The organism is Nocardia asteroides (assembly GCA_019930625.1).
Classification (GTDB): Bacteria; Actinomycetota; Actinomycetes; order Mycobacteriales; family Mycobacteriaceae; genus Nocardia; species Nocardia sputi.
Genome location: CP082844.1, coordinates 4,676,097 through 4,695,801 on the forward strand (window position 1 = coordinate 4,676,097; position 19,705 = coordinate 4,695,801).

Sequence of the window (19,705 nt, forward strand, 5' to 3'; positions counted from 1 at the left end):
TCGGGCCGTGCTCGCCCGGGAACGGTTATGCGTCCGGAACGGGATCGCCGATGTGGCTCAGCGCCGAAGGGGGCAGGCCGAAAGTCCGGCGGCAGGTGCGAGTGAGGTCCGCGCCGTCGGAGAATCCCGCCGCCCGCGCGGCGGCCGTGAGATCGTCTCCGGCCAGCGCGCGGGTTCGCGCGATATAGAGCCGCAGCCAGAGGATGTAGCGGCGCAACGGAATTCCCATCTGTTCGGTGAACAGGTGCGACAACCGGGCCGCCGGAATGCCCAATTGCCGTGCGACGTCCGAGCCGCGCACCGAGCCCGTGCGTACCAGCACGGGCAGCAGTTGCAGGGCTGCCGTGACCACCGCGTGCCGCTCGCCTGCTCCGGATGCGCCGTCCTGCGGCAGCAGCTCGTCGACGACCGCGGTGACCTGTGCGGTCAGGCTCCCGCTACCGGCGGTGATGCCGAGGGTGTCCGCGCTGTCGGCCCAGCCGTTGAGGTGGGCCCTGCGGTCGGCCGCGGCACCGGCGGCGGTCTCGGGGTCGAGGTAGACGGCCGTGCCGTGCGCGGAGCCCACGTCGATCCGGTGCGGCGCGTCGGTCGGCACGATGACGTGGGTGCCCTGCCTGCGGACGCCGCTGCCGTCCACCAGCACGATCGGGGTGCTCGCGGCGATGATCTGCACGGCGTGGTGCGCGTGCAACTCCGTCGGGCCGATCGATCCGGCGAAGGCCAGGACTCCGGGGCGGAGCAGCGCGACACCTGCCTGCGACGGGTCGTCCGCCGCGCCCCCAGGCGGCATCGAGAAGCCGTTGGTGACCAGAGCCTTCATCATGGGATGCTCCCGGCTGAGACACTCGCGCTGAAACCTGGGATGAGCGTATCTGTTTCGCGCACGCGGCATTCGTGATTTTCCGATTACCGCTGGCCGCCGAGAATCCGGCGAGCACGCGGCTGCCCGGGTGGCGCACCTATCGGCGGTCGCCGCACGGCAGCGCCGCCAGCCGGATTCCGCTATCGATCACCAGCACCGCTCTGGATTCCTCGTCCCTGAAGGGCTGCCGGTCAGTCGTCGGTCACGTCGACGCCGCGCCAGAACGCGACGTGGTCCTTGATCTGCGCCGCCTTGGTCTTCGGCTCGGGGTAGTACCAGGCGGCGTCGGGATTCGTGTCGCCGTCGACCACCACGGTGTAGTAGCTGGCGGTGCCCTTCCATGGGCAATAGGTGTGGGTCTCGGAGGGCTGGAAATACTCCGGCCGGATCGAGTCGGGCGGGAAGTAGTGATTGCCCTCGATGATGATGGTGTCGTCGCTGGTCGCGAGGACGCGGCCGTGCCAGGTTGCCGTTGCCATACATCGATTCTGCCGCACTATCGGGTGTAGGCGGCGGCCGCGCGTGTTCCCTGCGGCTACGAGGTCACACGGGACGATCGGGACGCAACGCCCGCCGGTGGAGTTCGACGGCGAGAGCCACGAGTTCGCTCAGGTGCTCGCCGTCGGATCCGGCGCGTCGCATCGCCTCGTCGACGGGAAAAGTACGCACCTCGAGAATCTGCTCGGCATCGTCGGGATTGGTCGGCGCGGAATCGATGACCACGTCCGCGGTGCACCAGAGCCACGCCTTGTGCGGATGGGGCTGCCACTCGCGGTGCGGCGCGGGCCGGTTGCTCCTGGCGTGGTGGGCGCCGAACCATCGGATCGGTCCGACCGGGCGCGCTCCCGCCTCTTCGCGCAGTTCGCGGCGCACGCACGCGTCGACGGACTCGCCGCGTTCCCTCGTGCCGCCCGGGATCAGCCAGATGTCGCGCTCGTCGCGGCAGAGCACGATCTCCTCGCCGATGAAGCAGACGACGTGGATATTCGTCACCAGTTCGTCGGACGGGAGCGTGGTGGAGAACCGCACGTCCAGGTCGCCCCACGCCCAGTGGGCCGGTGTGTGCAGCAAGGGGTAGCGGTCGGCGAGTGTCACGGCACGACGGTAGCGGCCGCCGACGGCGGTGTCCGCCGTTTCGCTGCGGGCGGTGTCGCACTTCGGTCGCGAAGTGTTCTGCGGCGCAACCTGCTTCGGCATAGCGGGAAGGAAGCGGAGGGTAGGCCCCACGGCGGTCGTCAGCGTTCCCGGGCCAGTCTCTGGTAGCTGACGTGCCACAACCACTCCACCGGTCCCCGCTCGAACCGGCGTGACCACAGGTGCGCCCCACCGGCGACGATCAGCGCAACCAGCAGGTAGATCCCGACGGTGAACGGAACACGGTCATCGGGTGCGCCGCGCGCGGCGAGTCCGAAGCCCCAGCCGTAGCACAGAGCCGAGGCCACCAGGTTCTGCAGGATGTAGCAGCTGAGCGCGGTGCGGCCGATCTCGGTGAGGCGTCGCCCGGCGAACCCGGCGTGCGGACGCCGCACGTACCACTCCGCGACGGCTGCCAGAATCCCGAGAGCGACGAACGGCGCACTGCCGTAGCGGGTGAACAGAATGACGTCACCGCCGCCCAGGATGCCCGCCGACAGGTCGATCGGCGCGGCGATGCCGAAGCCGACGATCATGAGCCGCTTCCGGAGCGGCGCGCCCGCCGGGGCGAACACTCCCGCGCGCAACAGCCGCGAACCGACCAGGAACAGGGCGACCGACATGGCGAAGACGAAGACCGCCTCGACCCGGAACAGCCCGGCGTTGCCGAGCCGGAACATCGCGAGATCCCAGAACGAGCCCTCCGCGTAGGGGTTGGGGTCCAGCGCCGGGCGCTTCGCGGAATCCTGTCGCGGCGCGAACGCCATGGCGAGCGCGATCAGCGTCAACAGCGCCACGTGCACCGCCGCCGCGCCGACCAGCCAGCGCCGCTGCGCCCGCTCACCGGTGGCCAGCACGAACGCGACGACCAGGCCGGTCACCGCGTAACCCATCAGCACGTCGAACTCGGCGACGAACACGAAATTCAGCAGACCGTCCAGCAGCAGCAGTCCCGCCCGCCAGGGATACTTGCCCGGCCAGCGGCGCCCGGCCTTGGCCGCGGAGCGTTGCTGGATGGCCAGGCCGATGCCGAACATGATGGTGAGCAGTCCGAGGAACTTGCCCTGCGCCACCTGCTGGAGCACCCGCTCGGTCCACATCCACTCGCCGTCGCGGCCACCCAGGTCGTGCAGATAGCCGACCAGCCCCTCCGGGTTGGTCATGATCCAGACGTTGGTGCCGAGGGTGCCGAGGATCGCGATCCCGCGTAGCACGTCCAACGCGACGAGCCGGGCGGATGCGTGTGGCGGCGCCGCATGGGGCTGCTCGATGGTCTGCGCGCGGGGGTCGGCAATCGATTCGGACATGTCCCCGACTATCGCGCCGACCTGGGCCGGAACGGGTCCTCCGGAAGTACCACCTGCGGTATGACATTCGACTCCGCCGGTCGCGACGGATTCGGCAGGGTGCGTCGCCTAGGCTCGATGCCATGCAGCGCATCATCGGAATAGAGGTCGAATACGGCATCTCGACCCCGACCGAGCCGTCGGCCAACCCGATCCTCACCTCGACCCAGGCGGTCCTGGCCTACGCCGCGGCCGAGGGCGTGCCGCGCGCGAAGCGCACCCGCTGGGACTACGAGGTGGAGTCGCCGCTGCGCGACGCGCGCGGCTTCGACCTGAGCCGGATGAACGGGCCCGCGCCGGTGATCGACGCCGACGAGGTCGGCGCGGCCAACATGATCCTCACCAACGGCGCCCGGCTCTACGTCGACCACGCTCACCCGGAATACTCCGCGCCGGAGGTCACCGACCCGCTGGACGCGGTGATCTGGGACAAGGCGGGCGAGCGGGTGATGGAGGCCGCCGCACGGCACGCCTCGAGCGTGCCGGGGGCCCCGCGGCTGCAGCTGTACAAGAACAACGTCGACGGCAAGGGCGCCTCCTACGGCACCCACGAGAACTACCTGATGAGCCGGGACACCCCGTTCAACCAGATCATCCTCGGGCTCACTCCGTTCTTCGTGTCCCGCCAGGTGGTGTGCGGCTCCGGGCGGGTCGGCATCGGCCAGTCCGGCGACCAGGCGGGCTTCCAGCTGTCCCAGCGCTCGGACTACATCGAGGTCGAGGTCGGCCTGGAGACCACGCTCAAGCGGGGCATCATCAACACCCGCGACGAGCCGCACGCCGACGCCGACAAATACCGCAGGCTGCACGTCATCATCGGGGACGCCAACCTGGCCGAGATGTCGACCTACCTGAAGGTCGGCACCACCGCCCTGGTCCTCGATCTGATCGAAGCGGGCGAGGACCTGTCGGATCTGCAACTGGCCCGCCCGGTCACCGCGGTGCACACGATCAGCCACGACCCGACGCTGCGGGCGACCGTCGCGCTCGCCGACGGCCGCGAGCTCACCGGCCTGGCGTTGCAGCGGGTGTACCTGGACCGGGTGATGAAGTTCGTCGACCGCACCGGCAACGACGACAAACGCGTGCAGGACATCATCGAGAACTGGGCCATGGTGCTCGACCTGCTCGAACGAGATCCGATGGAATGCGCGCACCTGCTCGACTGGCCCGCGAAACTGCGCCTGCTCGAGGGCATGCGCAGCCGCGAGGGGCTCGGCTGGGCGGCTCCCAAGCTGCACCTGATGGATCTGCAGTACTCCGATGTGCGCTTGGACAAGGGTCTCTACAACCGTCTTGTCGCCCGCGGCTCGATGAAGCGGCTGGTCAACGAGCAACAAGTCCTCGACGCCATGACCAACCCGCCCACCGACACTCGGGCCTACTTCCGCGGTGAATGCCTGCGCCGCTTCGGCGCCGACATCGCCGCGGCGAGCTGGGACTCGGTGATCTTCGACCTGGGCGGCGACTCCCTGGTCCGCATCCCCACCCTGGAACCCCGCCGCGGCACCAAGGCACACGTCGGCAAGCTGCTCGACGGCGTGGACACCGCCGCCGACCTGGTGGAGCAGCTCACGACGTAGTTCGCGCAGCGCGCCCGCGTCGCTGCCCGTTCCAGGCTTGTTCGCGACTCGTGCCCGAGCCACCGCCATGGCGTCCCGACCTACGCGCCCACACCAGCTCAGCCGCAGGTTTCGAGCGGAGCGAGACCGAGCATGCGTCGGTTCGCGGCCCGGCTCGCGTCCGAGTGGCCGCCGCGTAGGCGACGAAGGAGCAAGTGGCGGTCGCTCGGACGCGAGCCATCGGGGGGCCGCGAACACGCCGCGCCCGCGCGGCCGAGGAGACAGCAAAATAAGCACACTGTCGGTGCTGGTAGGTAGTGTTGAGGGACGAGCACGGACAATGCTCATGATCGGGACCGTGCTCAGGATGGGTTCCGATCATGGTGAGGACAGAGGAGGTCGGCTGCCATGGCACAAGAGCAGACCAAGCGCGCCGGGGGTGGCGACGAGGACGAGGGCCCCGACGGTGTGGACGCCGCGGGTCAGGAGCGCCGCGAGAAGCTGGCGGAGGAAACCGACGACCTGCTCGACGAGATCGATGACGTGCTGGAGGAAAACGCCGAGGACTTCGTCCGCGCGTACGTGCAGAAAGGTGGCCAGTGACAGTCGGTGACCCCTCGCGTCTCCACCTGGGGTACGCCCTCTCTTCCTTCTCCGACTATCTCCGTATGCATGCTCCGGACTTGTTGCCTGCCAACAGGTTCGGGCAAGGTGCCGCCGGAATTCCCGGCGGCACTTCCGCGAAGGAGATCGCTCCGCACGGCACCACCATCGTCGCGGTCAGTTATCGCGGCGGTGTGCTGATCGCGGGCGACCGGCGCGCCACCCAGGGCAACCTGCTGGCCAGCCGGGATATCGAGAAGGTCTACATCACCGACAGCTATTCCGCCGCCGGCATCGCGGGCACCGCGGGCATGGCGGTGGAGATGGTGCGGATCTTCGCGGTGGAGCTGGAGCACTACGAGAAGCTCGAAGGCGTGTCGCTGACCTTCGACGGCAAGGCCAACAAGCTGTCGAAGATGGTGCGCGAGAATCTGCCAGCGGCCCTGCAGGGTCTGGCGGTGGTGCCGATGCTGGTCGGCTACGACCTGGACGCCACCGACCCGGACAAAGCGGGTCGCATCGTGTCGTTCGATGTGGTGGGCGGACGCAGCGAGGAACGTTTCGGATACGCCGCGGTCGGTTCCGGCTCGGTGTTCGCGAAGTCCGCGCTGAAGAAGTTGTACGCCAAGGGAATCGATCAGGATCGCGCGCTGCGCATCGCCGTCGAGTCGCTGTACGACGCGGCCGACGACGACACCGCGACGGGCGGCCCGGATCTGGTGCGCGGCATCTTCCCGACGGCGATCGTGATCGATGAGGAGGGTGCGGCCGAGGTGACCGATTCGCGGCTTTCGGACATCACTCGCGGGATCGTCGCCGACCGTGAGGCCGCCGAAGAAGGGAACGCCTGATCATGACGTTGCCGTACTACGCGTCGGCCGAGCAGATCATGCGCGACAAGACCGAACTCGCCCGCAAGGGCATCGGTCGTGGGCGCAGCGTCGTCGTGTTGACCTACGACAAGGGTGTGCTTTTCGTGGCGGAGAATCCCTCCGCGACGCTGCACAAGGTGAGTGAGCTCTACGACCGGATCGGGTTCGCGGCGGTCGGCAAGTACAACGAGTTCGAGAACCTGCGCAGGAGCGGCATCCTGCAGGCCGACATCCGCGGGTATCAATACGACCGCCGCGATGTCACCGGCCGTGCGCTGGCCAACGCCTACGCGCAGGCTCTCGGCGCGATCTTCACCGATCAGCTCAAGCCGTACGAGGTCGAGATCTGTGTGGCGGAGGTGGGCTATCCGGAGCAGGCCGCGCAGTCGGTGCTGTACCGGATCACCTTCGACGGGTCGATCGTGGACGAGCGGGAGTTCGTGGTGATGGGCGGCACGACCGAGCCGATCCTCACCGCGTTGAAGTCCTCCTACCAGCCGGGTCTCGACTTGGCCGCCGCGATCGGCGTCGCGGTGCGCGCGCTGCAGGCGGGCGTGCCGGAAGGCGCGGAGAAGCGGGCGCTCGGTGTGAGCTCGCTCGAGGTCGCGACCTTGGAGCAGGCTCGTCCGCGCCGGGCGTTCCGGCGGGTGGCCAATACCGCGCTGGAGCGCCTGCTGAGCCCGGCGAAGACGGCAGGGGCCGACGGGTCGGAAGAGAGCGCATCCGGCTCGACGGACGCCGAGCCCTCGGCGAAGGACACTCCCCCCGGGGAGTGATCGGCGAGGGCCGAAGAAGCTGGACGGCCCGCGAACGGCCCCTCGTTCGCGGGCCGCGTCGGCGTGCTCCCGGCCGGTGGCCAACTGTGCATCCTTCGGTCGAAGCGGCGTTTCACCCGGGCAAATTCCGACAAAGCGGGCCAAATCGTTGTGAAGACGTATGCATCCGGGTTCTTCGGTGCACCCCGCAAGTCGCTGACATGGCTGTAATGTCGATGGTGTGCAGCGACGAATTATGGGGATCGAGACCGAGTTCGGTGTGACATGCACCTTCCACGGTCACCGTCGACTGTCCCCCGACGAGGTGGCCCGGTATCTGTTCCGCCGGGTGGTGTCCTGGGGCCGTAGCTCGAACGTGTTCCTCCGCAACGGTGCTCGGCTCTACCTCGATGTCGGGTCCCATCCGGAGTACGCGACCGCGGAGTGCGACAACCTGGCGCAACTGGTGACCCACGACCGTGCGGGCGAGCGGGTCCTCGAAGAGTTGCTGATCGACGCCGAGCAGCGTCTGGCCGAAGAAGGCATCGGCGGCGACATCTACCTGTTCAAGAACAACACCGATTCCGCGGGCAACTCCTACGGCTGCCACGAGAACTTCCTGGTGGTCCGCGCGGGGGAGTTCTCCCGGATCTCGGACGTGCTGCTGCCGTTCCTGGTCACCCGCCAGCTGATCTGCGGTGCTGGCAAGGTGTTGCAGACGCCGAAGGCAGCCACGTTCTGCCTGTCGCAGCGCGCCGAGCACATCTGGGAGGGCGTCTCCTCGGCCACCACCCGCTCGCGGCCGATCATCAACACCCGCGACGAGCCGCACGCCGACGCGGAGAAGTACCGCCGCCTGCATGTGATCGTCGGCGACTCCAACATGTCCGAGACCACCACCATGCTGAAGGTCGGCACGGCCGCCCTGGTGCTGGAGATGATCGAGGCGGGCGTCTCGTTCCGCGACTTCGCCCTGGACAACCCGATCCGTGCGATTCGCGAGGTCAGCCACGACCTGACCGGCCGTCGTCCGGTGCGGCTTGCCGGTGGACGGCAGGCCAGCGCCCTGGACATCCAGCGCGAGTACTACGCGCGCGCGGTGGAGCATCTGCGCAATCGGGATCGCGATCCCCAGATCGACCAGGTCGTCGACCTGTGGGGCCGCACCCTCGACGCGGTCGAGGCCCAGGACTTCGCGAAGGTCGACACCGAGATCGACTGGGTGATCAAGCGCAAGCTGTTCCAGCGCTACCAGGACCGTTACGGCATGGAGCTGTCCGATCCCAAGATCGCTCAGCTGGATCTGGCCTATCACGACATCAAGCGCGGACGCGGCGTGTTCGATCTGCTGCAGCGCAAGGGCCTGGCCAAGCGCGTCACCGAGGACGAAGCCGTGGACGCCGCGGTGGACACCCCGCCGCAGACCACCAGGGCCAAGTTGCGTGGCGACTTCATCACCGCCGCTCAGGAGGCCGGTCGCGACTTCACCGTCGACTGGGTGCATCTGAAGCTGAACGATCAGGCGCAGCGCACGGTGCTGTGCAAGGACCCGTTCCGCTCGGTCGACGAGCGCGTGGATCGCCTGATCGCATCCATGTGAGGCGGGCATGATCATCGCCTTCTCCGTGACGCCGCTCGGGACCGGCGTCGACGTCGGGCGCGCCGTCGCCGAAGCGGTCCGTGTGGTGCGTGCCAGCGGACTGCCCAATCGCACCGATGCCATGTTCACCACCGTCGAGGGCGAATGGGACGAGGTGATGGCCGTGGTGAAACAGGCGACCGATGCCGTCCTCGCCGCCGCACCACGGTGCAGCCTCGTGTTGAAGGCCGACATCCGGCCCGGCGTGACCGACGCGATGACCACCAAGGTGGAGAAGGTCGAGCGTTACCTGTCCGAGGGATGACGCCCTGCGCCAGGCGCAGGCGCCGGCAAAACACCACCGAAACGCGCGCCGCCGCGCGAGGCGGGGGCGACGCAGATTACCCTCTATCGGGTGGCGATATCCAAGGTCGAGCGGCTGATGAATCTGGTCATCGCGCTGCTGTCGACCCGGCAGTTCCTGACCGCGGAGCGGATCCGGGACAGTGTCGCCGGATACGAGGACTCCGCCAGCGACGAGGCGTTCAGCCGGATGTTCGAGCGGGACAAGAACGAACTGCGCGATCTGGGCATTCCGCTGGAGGTAGGTCCGGTGAGCCGGTACTCGACGATCGAGGGCTACCGGATCAACCGCGACGCCTACGAGCTACCCGACATCGACCTGACCGACCAGGAGGCCGCCGCCGTCGCGGTGGCCGTGCAGATGTGGGAATCGCCCGAGCTGGCCGCCGCCGCGGAGGGCGCGCTGCTCAAACTTCGCGCGGCAGGCGTTCATGTGGAGACCGATGTCGCCGTGGCCTCGGTGCCCGCCGTTCCGGCCCGTACCCGCGGCTCGGAACCGGTGCTCGGCAAGCTTCTGGCCGCCATCGATGCCGGACAGGCGGTGCGGTTCGAGCACCGCGGCGCCATCAACGCCCCCTATCTGATGCGCGACGTCGAGCCGTGGGGTGTCGTGACCCATCGCGGCCGCTGGTATCTGGTCGGGCACGACCGGGACCGGGACGCGGTGCGCAGCTTCCGGCTGTCCCGCATCGGCGACGATGTGACGGCGTACGGCGCGCGCAACGTGGTCCGCAAGCCCGAGGGCGTGGATCTGCGCGCCATCGTGGACCAGGTCACCAGCACCGCGCCGGTCAGCGGTTCGGCCACGGTATGGGTGGCCGAGGGCCGAGGACGTGAGCTTCGCAGAATCGGCCAGGTGATCGGCGAGCGCACCGTATGCGGCCGCGCGGGCGCCGTGGTCGAGCTTCCGGTGCGATCCCGCGACTGGCTGGCCCGGCTCATCACGGGTCTGGGGCCGGACGCCGTGGTGCTGGCCCCCGAGTCCCTCCGTGCCGATGTCATCGCGCGGTTGCGTTCGGTGTTCGACCGCACGGAGGTGCGGGCATGAGCTCGCGGCTCTCGGTACGCCTTTCCCGGCTGCTCAACATGATCCCGTACTTCATCGCGCATCCCGGCATCAGCGCCGCCGAGGCGGCCGCCGACCTGGGCGTGACCACCAAGCAGCTGATGAGCGACCTGAATCAGCTGTGGATGTGCGGGCTGCCCGGATACGGCCCCGGCGACCTGATCGATCTGTCGTTCTCCGAGGAGAGCATCGAGGTCACCTTCTCCGCGGGCATCGACCGGCCGTTGCGGCTGACCTCCACCGAAGCGACCGCGCTGCTGGTCGCGCTGCGCTCGATCGTGGACATGCCCGGCATGGTCGACCCGACCGCGGCCAACGCGGCCATCGCGAAGATCGAATCGGCGATCTCCGGCGGCGCGGCTCCCGCCGAGGAGGGGCAAACGCGAACGCCGCCGCCGGAGGCGCCCGCGGTGGCCGCCGTGCGGTCGGCGCTGGCACTCGGCCGGGCACTGCGGCTGGTGTACTACTCCGCCAGCCGTGACGTGGTGTCCGAACGCCTCGTCGACCCGATCCGCATCGTCCTCGTGGACGACAACAGCTATTTGCAAGCCTGGTGCAGGCAGGCCGAGGGCGTGCGCCTGTTCCGCTTCGACCGGATCGAGGCCGCGACCGAGCTGGACGAGCCCGCTCGGCCGCCCAAGCATGCCACCGAGGCGACGGCGGGCCTGGACCTGTTCCAGGACGATCCGGCGGTCCCGCAAGCGCATCTGCGTATTCACGCCGACTACGCTTGGGTTCTCGATCAGTACCCCATGCATCGGCTGGCGGTGCACCCGGACGGCAGCTTGGAGGCGACCATGCGGTTCGCCACGCTGGACTGGATGGCCCGCCTGCTGCTCGGTTTCGGGGCAGGCGTCACCGTCCTCGGCCCGCCGGAGCTGGTCGCGGCGGTGCGCGAGCGCTCGAACGCCGCGCTGGCCGCCTACGAGGAAGCCGGATATCTGGAGGCCCGATGAGGGACGAAGAGGCGCTGCCGGCATGAACAATCGCGTGCTCGTTCTGGGTGCGGGCAGTATCGGCAACTTCGTCGGCGGCAAGCTCGGTGTGGCGGGCGCGGATGTCACCCTGGTCGGCCGCAGACGCGTGCTGGACGAACTCAGCGCGTCCGGGCTCCGGCTCACCGATCTCGACGGCGGCGACGACGCGTTGCCGGCGGGCCGGTTCCACCTCGCCACCGATCCCGATGACGTCGGATCGGCCGATCTGGTTCTGGTCACGGTGAAATCGGCCGCCACCGCGGAGGCGGTGCGCGACCTGGCGGGCAAGATCCGGCCGGGCACCGTGGTGCTGAGCCTGCAGAACGGCATCGGCAACGACTCGGTGATCCGGGAGATCCTGCCGCACTGCGTGGTGCTGGCGGGGATGGTGATGTTCAACGTCGTGCACCATCCCGGGGGCCGTTTCCACCGCGGCACCGAGGGCGGTCTCGCGGCGCAGGACGATCCGGCGCTGGCGCCGTTCCTGGAGATGTTCGAGCGGGCGGGGCTCGGCTTGCGCCGGTATGCCGACCTGCGACCGGTGCAGTGGGCGAAGCTGCTGCTCAACCTCAACAACCCGATCAACGCGCTGTCGGGGCGCCCGCTGCGGGAGGAGCTCGCCGACCGGGACTATCGGCGCTGCCTCGCGCTGACCCAGCGCGAAGCGCTCGCGGTGATGAACAAGGCGCGAATTCGCCCGGCCCGGCTGACCGCGCTGCCGCCGCGGGTGATGGCCACGCTGCTGACCGTTCCCGATGGCCTGTTCCAGTGGGTGGCCGGGCAGGTGCTGGCCATCGATCCGATGGCGCGTTCGTCCATGGCCGACGACCTCGAGCGGGGCCGCACGACCGAAATCTCCTGGCTGTGCGGGGAAATCGTCGGACTGGGCGCGATGGTCGGGATGCCGACACCGGTGAATCAGCGGCTGATCGAACTGATCGTCGCCGCCGAGCAGGGCGATCGGCGCGCGTGGACCGGGGGTGAGCTGCTCGGCCAGTTGCGGGCCGCCGCGGCGGGCGCGCTGCCCGAACGCCGGGCGAACGAGCAGTGACGGCGGCGTTCGCGCACGTCACGGTCCGGTAGCATCGAGACATCACAGTCTTGGGAGGTAGATCATGGGCAGTCTGAGCATCTGGCACTGGCTGATCATTGCGGTGGTTTTCGTGATGTTCTTCGGCGCGAAGCGGATGCCCGACGCGGCCCGCAGCCTGGGCCGGTCGTTGCGCATCTTCAAGAGCGAGGTCAGTCAGATGCAGAACGAGAGCAACGCGCCCAGCAACGGCTCCTCGGCTCAGCAGCCCGCGCCGCAGTTGCCCGCCGCGCAGCAGCCGGCCCCGTCGGCCACCGAGCCCCGCACCGAGCAGAAGTCGGTCTGAGCGGATCCGCTCGCGCCGGAGTGAGGAACGACTCACTCCGGACCTAGTGCTGGTGCCGAGCTGAGCGAGGCACGTCGACCCAGGGGCGATCACCAACAATGCGAATCCCGTTCGATCCGCGGCGCAGCAAGCGCAGGACCAATCCCGACGGCACGATGTCGTTGGTCGAGCATCTGCAGGAGTTGCGTTACCGGTTGCTGGTGTCGATCGCGGCGGTGATCGCGACGACGGTGCTGGGATTCCTGTGGTACGCGCACGGGTTCCTGGGGATCGACAGCCTGGGCGAGATCCTGCGGGGGCCGTACTGTTCGCTGCCCGCGTCCGCGCGCGCCACATTGAGCCCCGATGGTGAGTGCCGTCTGCTGGCCACCGCGCCGTTCGAGCAGTTCACGTTGCGGTTGAAGGTCGGTATGACCGCGGGTGTGGTGTTGGCCGCGCCGATCTGGCTGTATCAGCTGTGGGCGTTCATCACCCCGGGGCTGTATGCCAAGGAACGCAAGTACGCGATCGGATTCGTGTCCTCGGGCACGGTGTTGTTCGCCGCGGGTGCGGTGCTGGCGTACGTGGTGATCGCGCACGCGTTGAGTTTCTTGTTGACCATCGGCGACAACGTGCAGATCACCGCGTTGAGCGGGTCGGAGTACTTCAGTTTCATCATCCAGTTGCTGGTCATCTTCGGGGTCAGTTTCGAGACGCCGTTGCTGATCATCGGATTGAACCTGGTCGGGGTGCTGACCTATGCGCGGCTCAAGGCGTGGCGGCGCGGAATCACGTTCGGGTTGTTCGTGTTCGCGGCGATCGTGACGCCGCAGGACCCGTTCTCGATGCTGGCGCTGGCGTTCGCGTTGACGGTGCTGTTCGAGGTGGCGATCCAGTTCTCCCGGATCAACGATATGCGCAAGGCGCGCAAGGAACGGGAGCGTTTGGACGCGTTGTCCGACGAAGAGGCTTCCGAGCTGAGCGGGCCGGAGCCGATCGACCCTGCCGAGTCGATCACCACTCCCGCGGAGAAATCCACACGACCGGTGTCAGACTACTCCGATACCCTCTGACAAGTGACAGATGCACGGTCGCAGACGGGCGAGTTGGCCGCATTTTCCGCCGAGCTGAAGTTCCGGCTGGATCCGTTTCAGAGTGCTGCGTGTGCGGCGCTCGAAGAAGGCCACAGTGTCCTGGTCTGCGCCCCGACGGGGGCGGGTAAGACGGTCGTCGGCGAATTCGCCGTGTACTTGGCGCTGGCCGCGGGTGGGAAATGCTTCTACACCACGCCCATCAAGGCGCTGTCGAACCAGAAATTCGCCGATCTCACCGAGCGGCACGGCCGCGAGAGCGTCGGACTGCTGACCGGCGACCAGTCGATCAACCCGGACGCGCCCGTGGTCGTGATGACCACGGAGGTGCTGCGCAACATGCTCTACGCGTCCTCCGACTCGCTGCGCGGTCTGTCCTACGTCGTGATGGACGAGGTGCACTACCTCGCCGACCGGTTCCGCGGGGCCGTGTGGGAGGAGGTCATCCTGCATCTGCCGCCGGATGTGCGGCTGGTCAGCCTGTCGGCCACGGTCAGCAACGCCGAGGAGTTCGGCGCCTGGATGGAGACCGTGCGCGGCGATACCGCGGTGGTGGTTGACGAGACCAGGCCGGTGCCGCTGTGGCAGCACGTCATGGTGGGGCGGCGGATGTTCGACCTGTTCGACACCAAATCCACCGAACAGAAGGTGCTCGTCGACGAAGACCTGGTGCGGTTCATCCGTCATCGGGAGGCCGCCGACCGGATGAACAGCTGGGGCGCCCCGCGCAACGGCCGCGGCGGACCGCGCCGGGACTTCCGTCCGCTTCCGCGACCCGAGGTGCTCGCCAAACTGGACGACGAAGGCCTGCTGCCCGCGATCACGTTCATCTTCAGCCGGGCGGGGTGCGACGGCGCGCTCGCGCAGTGCCTGCGGTCGCGGCTGGACCTGAGCCGTCCGGAGGAGCGCGACCAGGTCGACGCCATCATCGACAAGCACACCGGCGATCTGCCCAAGACGGATCTGGAGGTGCTCGGTTACTGGGAGTGGCGCGAGGCGCTGCACCGCGGCCTGGCCGCGCATCACGCGGGGATGCTGCCCGCCTTCCGGCACACCGTCGAGGAACTGTTCGTCAACGGCCTGGTGCGGGCGGTCTTCGCCACGGAGACGTTGGCCCTCGGCATCAACATGCCCGCGCGCACCGTGGTGCTGGAACGGCTGGTCAAGTTCAACGGGGAGTCGCACGCGGAACTCACGCCGGGGGAGTACACCCAGCTGACCGGGCGGGCCGGGCGGCGTGGCATCGACGTCGAAGGCCACGCGGTGGTGCTGTGGCAGCCCGAGGTGGACACCAGCGCGGTCGCGGGTCTCGCCTCGACGCGCACCTATCCACTGCGCAGCTCGTTCCGGCCCGGCTACAACATGTCGATCAACCTCATCGACCGGATGGGCGCCGACGAATCGCGTGCCCTGCTGGAGCGATCCTTCGCCCAGTTCCAGGCGGACCGGTCGGTGGTCGGGCTGGTCCGCGGCATCGAGCGCAACGAGGCCGCGCTGCGCAAGCTGCGCTCGCAGCTCGGCGGCACCGAAGGCGGATTCCTGGAATACCTGTCGCTGCGCGAGCGGATCAAGCAGCGGGAGCGGCAGCTGGCCCAGCAGAGCCGCGCCGACCGGCGGGGCGCCGCGGTGGACGCCCTCGGCGCTCTTCGCCGCGGCGACGTGGTGGCCATACCGTCCGGCCGCCGCGCCGGGCTCGCGGTGATCTTGGAGCCGGACGCGACGCCCGGCGATCCGCGCCCGCTGGTACTCACCGAGGACAAGTGGGCCGGGCGGGTGTCGGTGGCCGATTTCCCCGTGCCGGCCGAGGCGCTCGGACACATGCGGCTGCCGCGCCGGGTGGATCATCGCACCGCGCGCACACGCCGCGATCTGGCCTCCGCACTGCGCAGCACCGGGATCTCGGTGCCGGGTAGGCCCCGGCGCGGCAGGAACTCCGCCGCCGCCGACGACCGGGAACTCGCCACGCTGCGCCGCAGCCTGCGCGCGCATCCGGCGCACTCCCGGCCCGATCGCGAGCAACTGTCCCGGGTGGGCGAACGCTACAACCGGTTGCTGCGCGAGACGGAAGCGATGCGCCAGAAGGTTGCCGCGACCACCAACTCGCTGGCTCGCACCTTCGATCGGATTCTCGGCCTGCTGGAGGAACGCGGATTCGTGCACGAGAGCGAGGTGACGCCGGACGGGCGCCGGTTGGCCCGCATCTACGCCGAGAGCGACCTGCTGGTAGCCGAATGCCTGCGCAAGGGGCTGTGGCGCGGCCTCGGCCCGGCCGAGCTGGCCGGCGTGGTGTCGACCCTGGTGTACGAATCCCGTCAGGAGGGTGGATATCTCGGCGCGAGCGGACCCACGGCGCCGATCCGGCGGGCCGTGGGCGCGACCATCGGCGTCTGGTCGGAGCTGCGGTCCGACGAAGCGCGGCACAAGCTGCCGCCGACCCGGGAACCCGATCTGGGTTTCGTCGACGGCGTCTACAAATGGGCGCGCGGGGACGGGTTGGCCGAGTCGTTGCTCGCCAGCGGTGATCAGGGTGCTCCGCTGTCGGCCGGTGATTTCGTGCGCTGGTGCAGGCAGGTGATCGATCTGCTCGATCAAATCCACGGCACCGCCGACGATCCCGAGGTCGCCGCCACCGCGGCCAAGGCGGTGCGAGCGATCCGGCGGGGTGTGGTGGCGGTGGACGCCGCCTGAGCGGCCGGGGCGACGGGCCCGGCGACGGCAATATCAACACGGCGGATTCGATTGTGATTTGATTTCTTTCGCGTACCGACCGTGGCGGAGTAGTCGTGTCATGCGACGAGGCCCACGCGGGGGGCTACCGTGTGTACAACGATGCGAGTGGAGGCAAGCAGATGAGCGGCCCGTACGGACCGAACGACCCCGGGGAGGGACGCAACGATCCCACCCAGCAGTGGGGTGGACAGCAGGCGCCGGGCGCGGCCGGTCCCACACAGCAGTGGGGCGGTCAGCCGCAGACCCCGGCCTCGGCCCAGCCGACCCAGCATTGGGGTGAGCAGCAACCGCAGCAGCAGTGGGGACAACCGCAGCAGCAGTGGGGCCAGCAGCCGCAGCAGCCGCAGTGGGGTCAGCAACCCGCCCAGGGGCAGCCGCAGTGGGGCCAACCGCAGCAGGACTGGGGCCAGCAGGGCCAGCAGCCGCAGTGGGGGCAACCGCAGCAGCCGCAGCCGCAGTGGGGCGCGCCGGGCCAGCCGCCGCCGCAAGGCGGCAAGGGCAAAGGCCTGATCATCGGTCTGTCCGTGCTCGGTGTCGCGGTGGTCGGCGCGATCGTCGCGCTCGTGCTCGTGCTGACCGCCAAGGACCAGCTGGACCAGGCGGCGGTGCAGGACGGCGTGAAGAAGGTGCTGTCGGACTCCTACGGCATCCAGGACATCAGCGACGTCTCCTGCCCGTCCGGCCAGGAGGTCAAGGTCGACGCCACCTTCGAATGCAGCGTGAAGGTCAGCGGTGAGGCCAAGAAGGTGAACATCAAGATCACCAAGGACGACGGCACCTACGAGGTCGGCCGCCCCAGCTAGGTCGCGTTCATTTCCCAGCGCTTTGCGGCGCTGGGTGTTCGGGACCTGCTCGGCTCGCGTGCGAGCGGCCACCGCTTGCTCCTTCGTCGCGTACGCGGCGGCTCCTCGGACGCGAGCCGGGCTGTGCTGGTCCAGCCAGTGCTTGCGGCGCTAGGTGTTCGCCGGCTCGGCTCGCTGCCGATCGACCGCCGCCTGCTCCTTCGCCGTTTACGCTGCCGCCCCTCGGGCGCGAGCCGGGCCGCGAACGGACAACGCTCGGCCTCGCTTTGCTCGAAACCGGGAGTCGAGCCGGTGTGTTGCCTGCGGCGATGGTCGCGCTACTCGGGGGTGGTGGCCGGTGTATGCCCGATTCACCGCGAAATCGGCCTTTCGCAGAGGGAGCGGCGGAACTCTCGCGTTCCCGGGTCAGGCGGTGCGCGCGCCCAATGCCGTGATCAATCGCGTGATCGGGCTTTCGGCGTTGTAGGCGGTGGCCAGGGCGCGCAGGCGGTCCGGGTCGGCCGGTTCGGTGGGGAGCGCGTCGCTGCGAGACAGCGCCACCTCGGCGTCGCGGACCACTCGGACGACCGGTGCGGCGGCCTTCAGGTAGTCCTCGGCGGCCCGCATCCGGGCGCGCACGCCTTGTGCCAGGTCGGCGTCGGGATCCTCGACGGCCGCGATCAGGGCCTCCAGTGAACCGAAACGGGATATCAGCGTGGAGGCGGACTTCTCCCCGATACCCGCGACCCCGGGCAGACCGTCAGAGGCGTCGCCGCGCAATGTGGCCATGTCGGCGTAGGCAGGGCCCGCATTGCGCAGCGGCACACCGTACTTCGCCGAGACCTCGGCCGGGCCGAACAGTTCCGCCTTGGCCAGCCCCCGTCCGGCGTAGAGCACCCGTACCTGTGGCGCGGGCTCGTCCCGCACGAGCTGCAGCAGGTCGCGGTCGCCGCTGACCACGACCACCTCGTCGGTGCGTTCCCGAGTCGCCAAGGTGCCCAGCACGTCGTCGGCTTCCAGACCGTCCGCGCCGCCGGTCGCGATGCCCGCCGCCGCGAGTACCTCCAGGATCATCTCGACCTGCGGCGTGAGTGTGTCGGGAACGCTCTCGGCGCCGGGTGCGGCCTCCGGCGACGGATCCAGCCGGTGCGCCTTGTAGGACGGCACCAGAGCGACCCGGTACGCCGGTCGCCAGTCCAGATCCAGGCACACCACCAGCCTGCTCGGGGCGAACTTGGTGATCAGCGAGGCAACCATGTCGGTGAAACCACGCAGCGCGTTCACCGACCGGCCGTCGGGCGCGGTGATCTTGTCGGGGATGGCGTGATAGGCGCGGAACCACAGACTGGCTCCGTCCAGCAGCAACAGGGGCCCACCGGCAGCAGAGGTCACGGGCTGAGGCTACTCGCTCGCACCGACACCACCGGGCGGAGTTCGGCGTTCATCGGCCGTGCGGGACGGGTAACGTCGGACGAATGAGCTCGCATACGGATTCCCGATTCGCGGCGGACGTCTACGGTGCACGACTGGAACGGGCGGTGGAACTGATGCGGGCCGCCCACCTCGACGCCTTGCTCATCACTCCGGGGCCCGACCTGCGCTACCTGATCGGCTCGGCGGCCGAATCGTTCGAGCGGCTGACCTGCCTGGTGATCCCGGCCGACGGCGCGCCCGCGTCGGTGGTGATCCCGAAACTGGAGCTGGCGTCGCTGGAAGCCTCGGCGGCGGGGGAGCTGGGCCTGCAGGTACTGGACTGGGTCGACGGCACCGACCCGTACGCGCTGGTGAAGTCGACGCTGCACGTCGGCTCCCGGGTAGCGGTCGCCGACGTCATGCCCGCCCTGCACCTGTTGCCGTTGGCCGAGTCGTTCACCGGTCTGCCGGTATCGGCCACGCCCGTATTGCGGGAGCTGCGCATGATCAAAGATCCGGCCGAGGTGGACGCGCTGCGCCGGGCAGGCGCCGCGATCGACCGGGTGCACGCGCGCATGGGGGAGTTCTTGCAGGTTGGACGCACCGAGGCAGAGGTCGGCCGCGACATCGCCGCCGCGATCGTGGCGGAGGGGCACACCGAGGCCGCGTTCGTCATCGTCGGCAGCGGTCCGCACGGGGCAGATCCGCATCACGCGGTGTCCGAGCGCCGGATCGAGGCCGGGGACGTGGTGGTCGTCGACATCGGCGGCCCGGTCGAGCCCGGCTACTATTCCGACTGCACCCGCACCTACGTTCTGGGCAAGCCGGATCCGCAGGTGGCCGCCAGGTACGCCGAACTGGAGAGCGCACAGGCGGCGGCGGTCGCGGCGGTCCGGCCAGGTGTCACCGCGGCCGCGGTGGACGCCGCCGCGCGGAACCCGTTGACAGAGGCCGGTCTCGGCTCCGCCTTCGTGCACCGTACCGGCCACGGCATCGGTTTGTCGGTGCACGAGGAGCCCTACATCGTCGCGGGCAACGATGTCGTGCTGCGACCCGGCATGGCCTTCAGCGTCGAGCCCGGTATCTACTTCCGAGGCGAGTGGGGTGCGCGCATCGAGGACATCGTGGTCGTCACCGAGGATGGCGGCGAATCGGTGAACAAGCGCCCGCACGGCCTCACGGTGCTGTGACCGACGGCTGACCGCGGCGCGGACC

19 protein-coding genes are annotated in these 19,705 nt (G+C 69.0%); 14 read left to right on the forward strand and 5 right to left on the reverse strand.

Features of this window, described 5'->3' with window-relative positions; all coding sequences use genetic code 11:
- Nucleotides 1-25: 25 nt before the first annotated feature.
- The 4 genes from K8O92_21590 to K8O92_21605 form a co-directional block, all read right to left on the reverse strand.
- Complete coding sequence (locus K8O92_21590) at nucleotides 26-820, reverse strand: helix-turn-helix domain-containing protein (protein ID UAK35863.1); 795 nt, start codon at nucleotides 818-820, stop codon at nucleotides 26-28.
- A 233-nt stretch (nucleotides 821-1,053) separates the two neighbouring features.
- Nucleotides 1,054-1,341, reverse strand: a complete 288-nt coding sequence (locus K8O92_21595) for a DUF427 domain-containing protein (GenBank protein ID UAK30499.1) — start codon at nucleotides 1,339-1,341, stop codon at nucleotides 1,054-1,056.
- Between the two features lie 64 nt (nucleotides 1,342-1,405).
- Complete coding sequence (locus K8O92_21600; GenBank protein UAK30500.1) at nucleotides 1,406-1,957, reverse strand: NUDIX domain-containing protein; 552 nt, start codon at nucleotides 1,955-1,957, stop codon at nucleotides 1,406-1,408.
- Nucleotides 1,958-2,097: 140 nt separating this feature from the next.
- On the reverse strand, nucleotides 2,098-3,303 hold the full coding sequence (locus tag K8O92_21605; protein ID UAK30501.1) for a DUF418 domain-containing protein: 1,206 nt from the start codon (nucleotides 3,301-3,303) through the stop codon (nucleotides 2,098-2,100).
- 122 nt (nucleotides 3,304-3,425) lie between these two features.
- Between K8O92_21605 and K8O92_21610 the strand changes: the two genes are divergently transcribed.
- The 13 genes from K8O92_21610 (at nucleotide 3,426) to K8O92_21670 (ending at nucleotide 17,098) form a co-directional block, all read left to right on the forward strand.
- A complete protein-coding gene (locus K8O92_21610; protein ID UAK30502.1) occupies nucleotides 3,426-4,925 on the forward strand; it encodes a proteasome accessory factor PafA2 in 1,500 nt (499 codons plus the stop codon).
- A 387-nt stretch (nucleotides 4,926-5,312) separates the two neighbouring features.
- Nucleotides 5,313-5,507 carry a ubiquitin-like protein Pup gene (locus tag K8O92_21615; GenBank protein ID UAK30503.1) on the forward strand — a complete coding sequence of 65 codons (195 nt, stop codon included), beginning with the start codon at nucleotides 5,313-5,315 and terminating at the stop codon, nucleotides 5,505-5,507.
- Nucleotides 5,504-6,358, forward strand: a complete 855-nt coding sequence (gene prcB, locus K8O92_21620; GenBank protein ID UAK30504.1) for a proteasome subunit beta — start codon at nucleotides 5,504-5,506, stop codon at nucleotides 6,356-6,358. The genes K8O92_21615 and prcB overlap by 4 nt, the downstream gene beginning before the upstream one ends.
- A gap of 2 nt (nucleotides 6,359-6,360) precedes the next feature.
- On the forward strand, nucleotides 6,361-7,155 hold the full coding sequence (prcA, locus tag K8O92_21625; protein UAK30505.1) for a proteasome subunit alpha: 795 nt from the start codon (nucleotides 6,361-6,363) through the stop codon (nucleotides 7,153-7,155).
- Nucleotides 7,156-7,375: 220 nt separating this feature from the next.
- Nucleotides 7,376-8,734: a Pup--protein ligase gene (pafA, locus tag K8O92_21630; protein ID UAK30506.1), complete on the forward strand. Its 1,359-nt coding sequence runs from the start codon at nucleotides 7,376-7,378 to the stop codon at nucleotides 8,732-8,734.
- Between the two features lie 7 nt (nucleotides 8,735-8,741).
- Complete coding sequence (locus K8O92_21635; protein ID UAK30507.1) at nucleotides 8,742-9,038, forward strand: MTH1187 family thiamine-binding protein; 297 nt, start codon at nucleotides 8,742-8,744, stop codon at nucleotides 9,036-9,038.
- Nucleotides 9,039-9,128: 90 nt separating this feature from the next.
- Nucleotides 9,129-10,124, forward strand: a complete 996-nt coding sequence (locus K8O92_21640; protein ID UAK30508.1) for a YafY family transcriptional regulator — start codon at nucleotides 9,129-9,131, stop codon at nucleotides 10,122-10,124.
- On the forward strand, nucleotides 10,121-11,098 hold the full coding sequence (locus tag K8O92_21645; GenBank protein ID UAK30509.1) for a YafY family transcriptional regulator: 978 nt from the start codon (nucleotides 10,121-10,123) through the stop codon (nucleotides 11,096-11,098). The genes K8O92_21640 and K8O92_21645 overlap by 4 nt, the downstream gene beginning before the upstream one ends.
- Nucleotides 11,099-11,120: 22 nt before the next feature.
- Nucleotides 11,121-12,170 (forward strand): 2-dehydropantoate 2-reductase, encoded by a 1,050-nt coding sequence (locus K8O92_21650; protein ID UAK30510.1) that lies wholly within the window; start codon nucleotides 11,121-11,123, stop codon nucleotides 12,168-12,170.
- Nucleotides 12,171-12,234: 64 nt separating this feature from the next.
- On the forward strand, nucleotides 12,235-12,495 hold the full coding sequence (gene tatA / locus K8O92_21655; GenBank protein ID UAK30511.1) for a Sec-independent protein translocase subunit TatA: 261 nt from the start codon (nucleotides 12,235-12,237) through the stop codon (nucleotides 12,493-12,495).
- A gap of 98 nt (nucleotides 12,496-12,593) precedes the next feature.
- A complete protein-coding gene (tatC, locus tag K8O92_21660; GenBank protein UAK30512.1) occupies nucleotides 12,594-13,547 on the forward strand; it encodes a twin-arginine translocase subunit TatC in 954 nt (317 codons plus the stop codon).
- A 3-nt stretch (nucleotides 13,548-13,550) separates the two neighbouring features.
- Nucleotides 13,551-16,253, forward strand: a complete 2,703-nt coding sequence (locus K8O92_21665) for an RNA helicase (GenBank protein ID UAK30513.1) — start codon at nucleotides 13,551-13,553, stop codon at nucleotides 16,251-16,253.
- A 161-nt stretch (nucleotides 16,254-16,414) separates the two neighbouring features.
- Nucleotides 16,415-17,098 (forward strand): DUF4333 domain-containing protein, encoded by a 684-nt coding sequence (locus K8O92_21670; GenBank protein UAK30514.1) that lies wholly within the window; start codon nucleotides 16,415-16,417, stop codon nucleotides 17,096-17,098.
- Between the two features lie 405 nt (nucleotides 17,099-17,503).
- Here the strand turns inward: K8O92_21670 and K8O92_21675 are convergent, their stop codons facing one another.
- Entirely contained in the window at nucleotides 17,504-18,469 is a 966-nt protein-coding gene (locus K8O92_21675; GenBank protein UAK30515.1) for a 5'-3' exonuclease, read from the reverse strand.
- Nucleotides 18,470-18,552: 83 nt separating this feature from the next.
- Between K8O92_21675 and K8O92_21680 the strand changes: the two genes are divergently transcribed.
- Nucleotides 18,553-19,680, forward strand: coding sequence for a Xaa-Pro peptidase family protein (locus tag K8O92_21680; GenBank protein ID UAK30516.1), 1,128 nt, complete (start codon nucleotides 18,553-18,555; stop codon nucleotides 19,678-19,680).
- Nucleotides 19,681-19,705: the final 25 nt, after the last annotated feature.

What these genes read in the sequence shown, in the direction of transcription:
- K8O92_21590 (UAK35863.1), bottom strand. Translation starts at nt 820, where the DNA reads ATGAAGGCTCTGGTCACCAACGGCTTCTCGATGCCGCCTGGGGGCGCG.
- K8O92_21595 (UAK30499.1), bottom strand. Translation starts at nt 1,341, where the DNA reads ATGGCAACGGCAACCTGGCACGGCCGCGTCCTCGCGACCAGCGACGAC.
- K8O92_21605 (UAK30501.1), bottom strand. Translation starts at nt 3,303, where the DNA reads ATGTCCGAATCGATTGCCGACCCCCGCGCGCAGACCATCGAGCAGCCC.
- K8O92_21610 (UAK30502.1), top strand. Translation starts at nt 3,426, where the DNA reads ATGCAGCGCATCATCGGAATAGAGGTCGAATACGGCATCTCGACCCCG.
- K8O92_21615 (UAK30503.1), top strand. Translation starts at nt 5,313, where the DNA reads ATGGCACAAGAGCAGACCAAGCGCGCCGGGGGTGGCGACGAGGACGAG.
- prcA (UAK30505.1), top strand. Translation starts at nt 6,361, where the DNA reads ATGACGTTGCCGTACTACGCGTCGGCCGAGCAGATCATGCGCGACAAG.
- K8O92_21635 (UAK30507.1), top strand. Translation starts at nt 8,742, where the DNA reads ATGATCATCGCCTTCTCCGTGACGCCGCTCGGGACCGGCGTCGACGTC.
- K8O92_21645 (UAK30509.1), top strand. Translation starts at nt 10,121, where the DNA reads ATGAGCTCGCGGCTCTCGGTACGCCTTTCCCGGCTGCTCAACATGATC.
- K8O92_21650 (UAK30510.1), top strand. Translation starts at nt 11,121, where the DNA reads ATGAACAATCGCGTGCTCGTTCTGGGTGCGGGCAGTATCGGCAACTTC.
- tatA (UAK30511.1), top strand. Translation starts at nt 12,235, where the DNA reads ATGGGCAGTCTGAGCATCTGGCACTGGCTGATCATTGCGGTGGTTTTC.
- tatC (UAK30512.1), top strand. Translation starts at nt 12,594, where the DNA reads ATGCGAATCCCGTTCGATCCGCGGCGCAGCAAGCGCAGGACCAATCCC.
- K8O92_21670 (UAK30514.1), top strand. Translation starts at nt 16,415, where the DNA reads ATGAGCGGCCCGTACGGACCGAACGACCCCGGGGAGGGACGCAACGAT.
- K8O92_21680 (UAK30516.1), top strand. Translation starts at nt 18,553, where the DNA reads ATGAGCTCGCATACGGATTCCCGATTCGCGGCGGACGTCTACGGTGCA.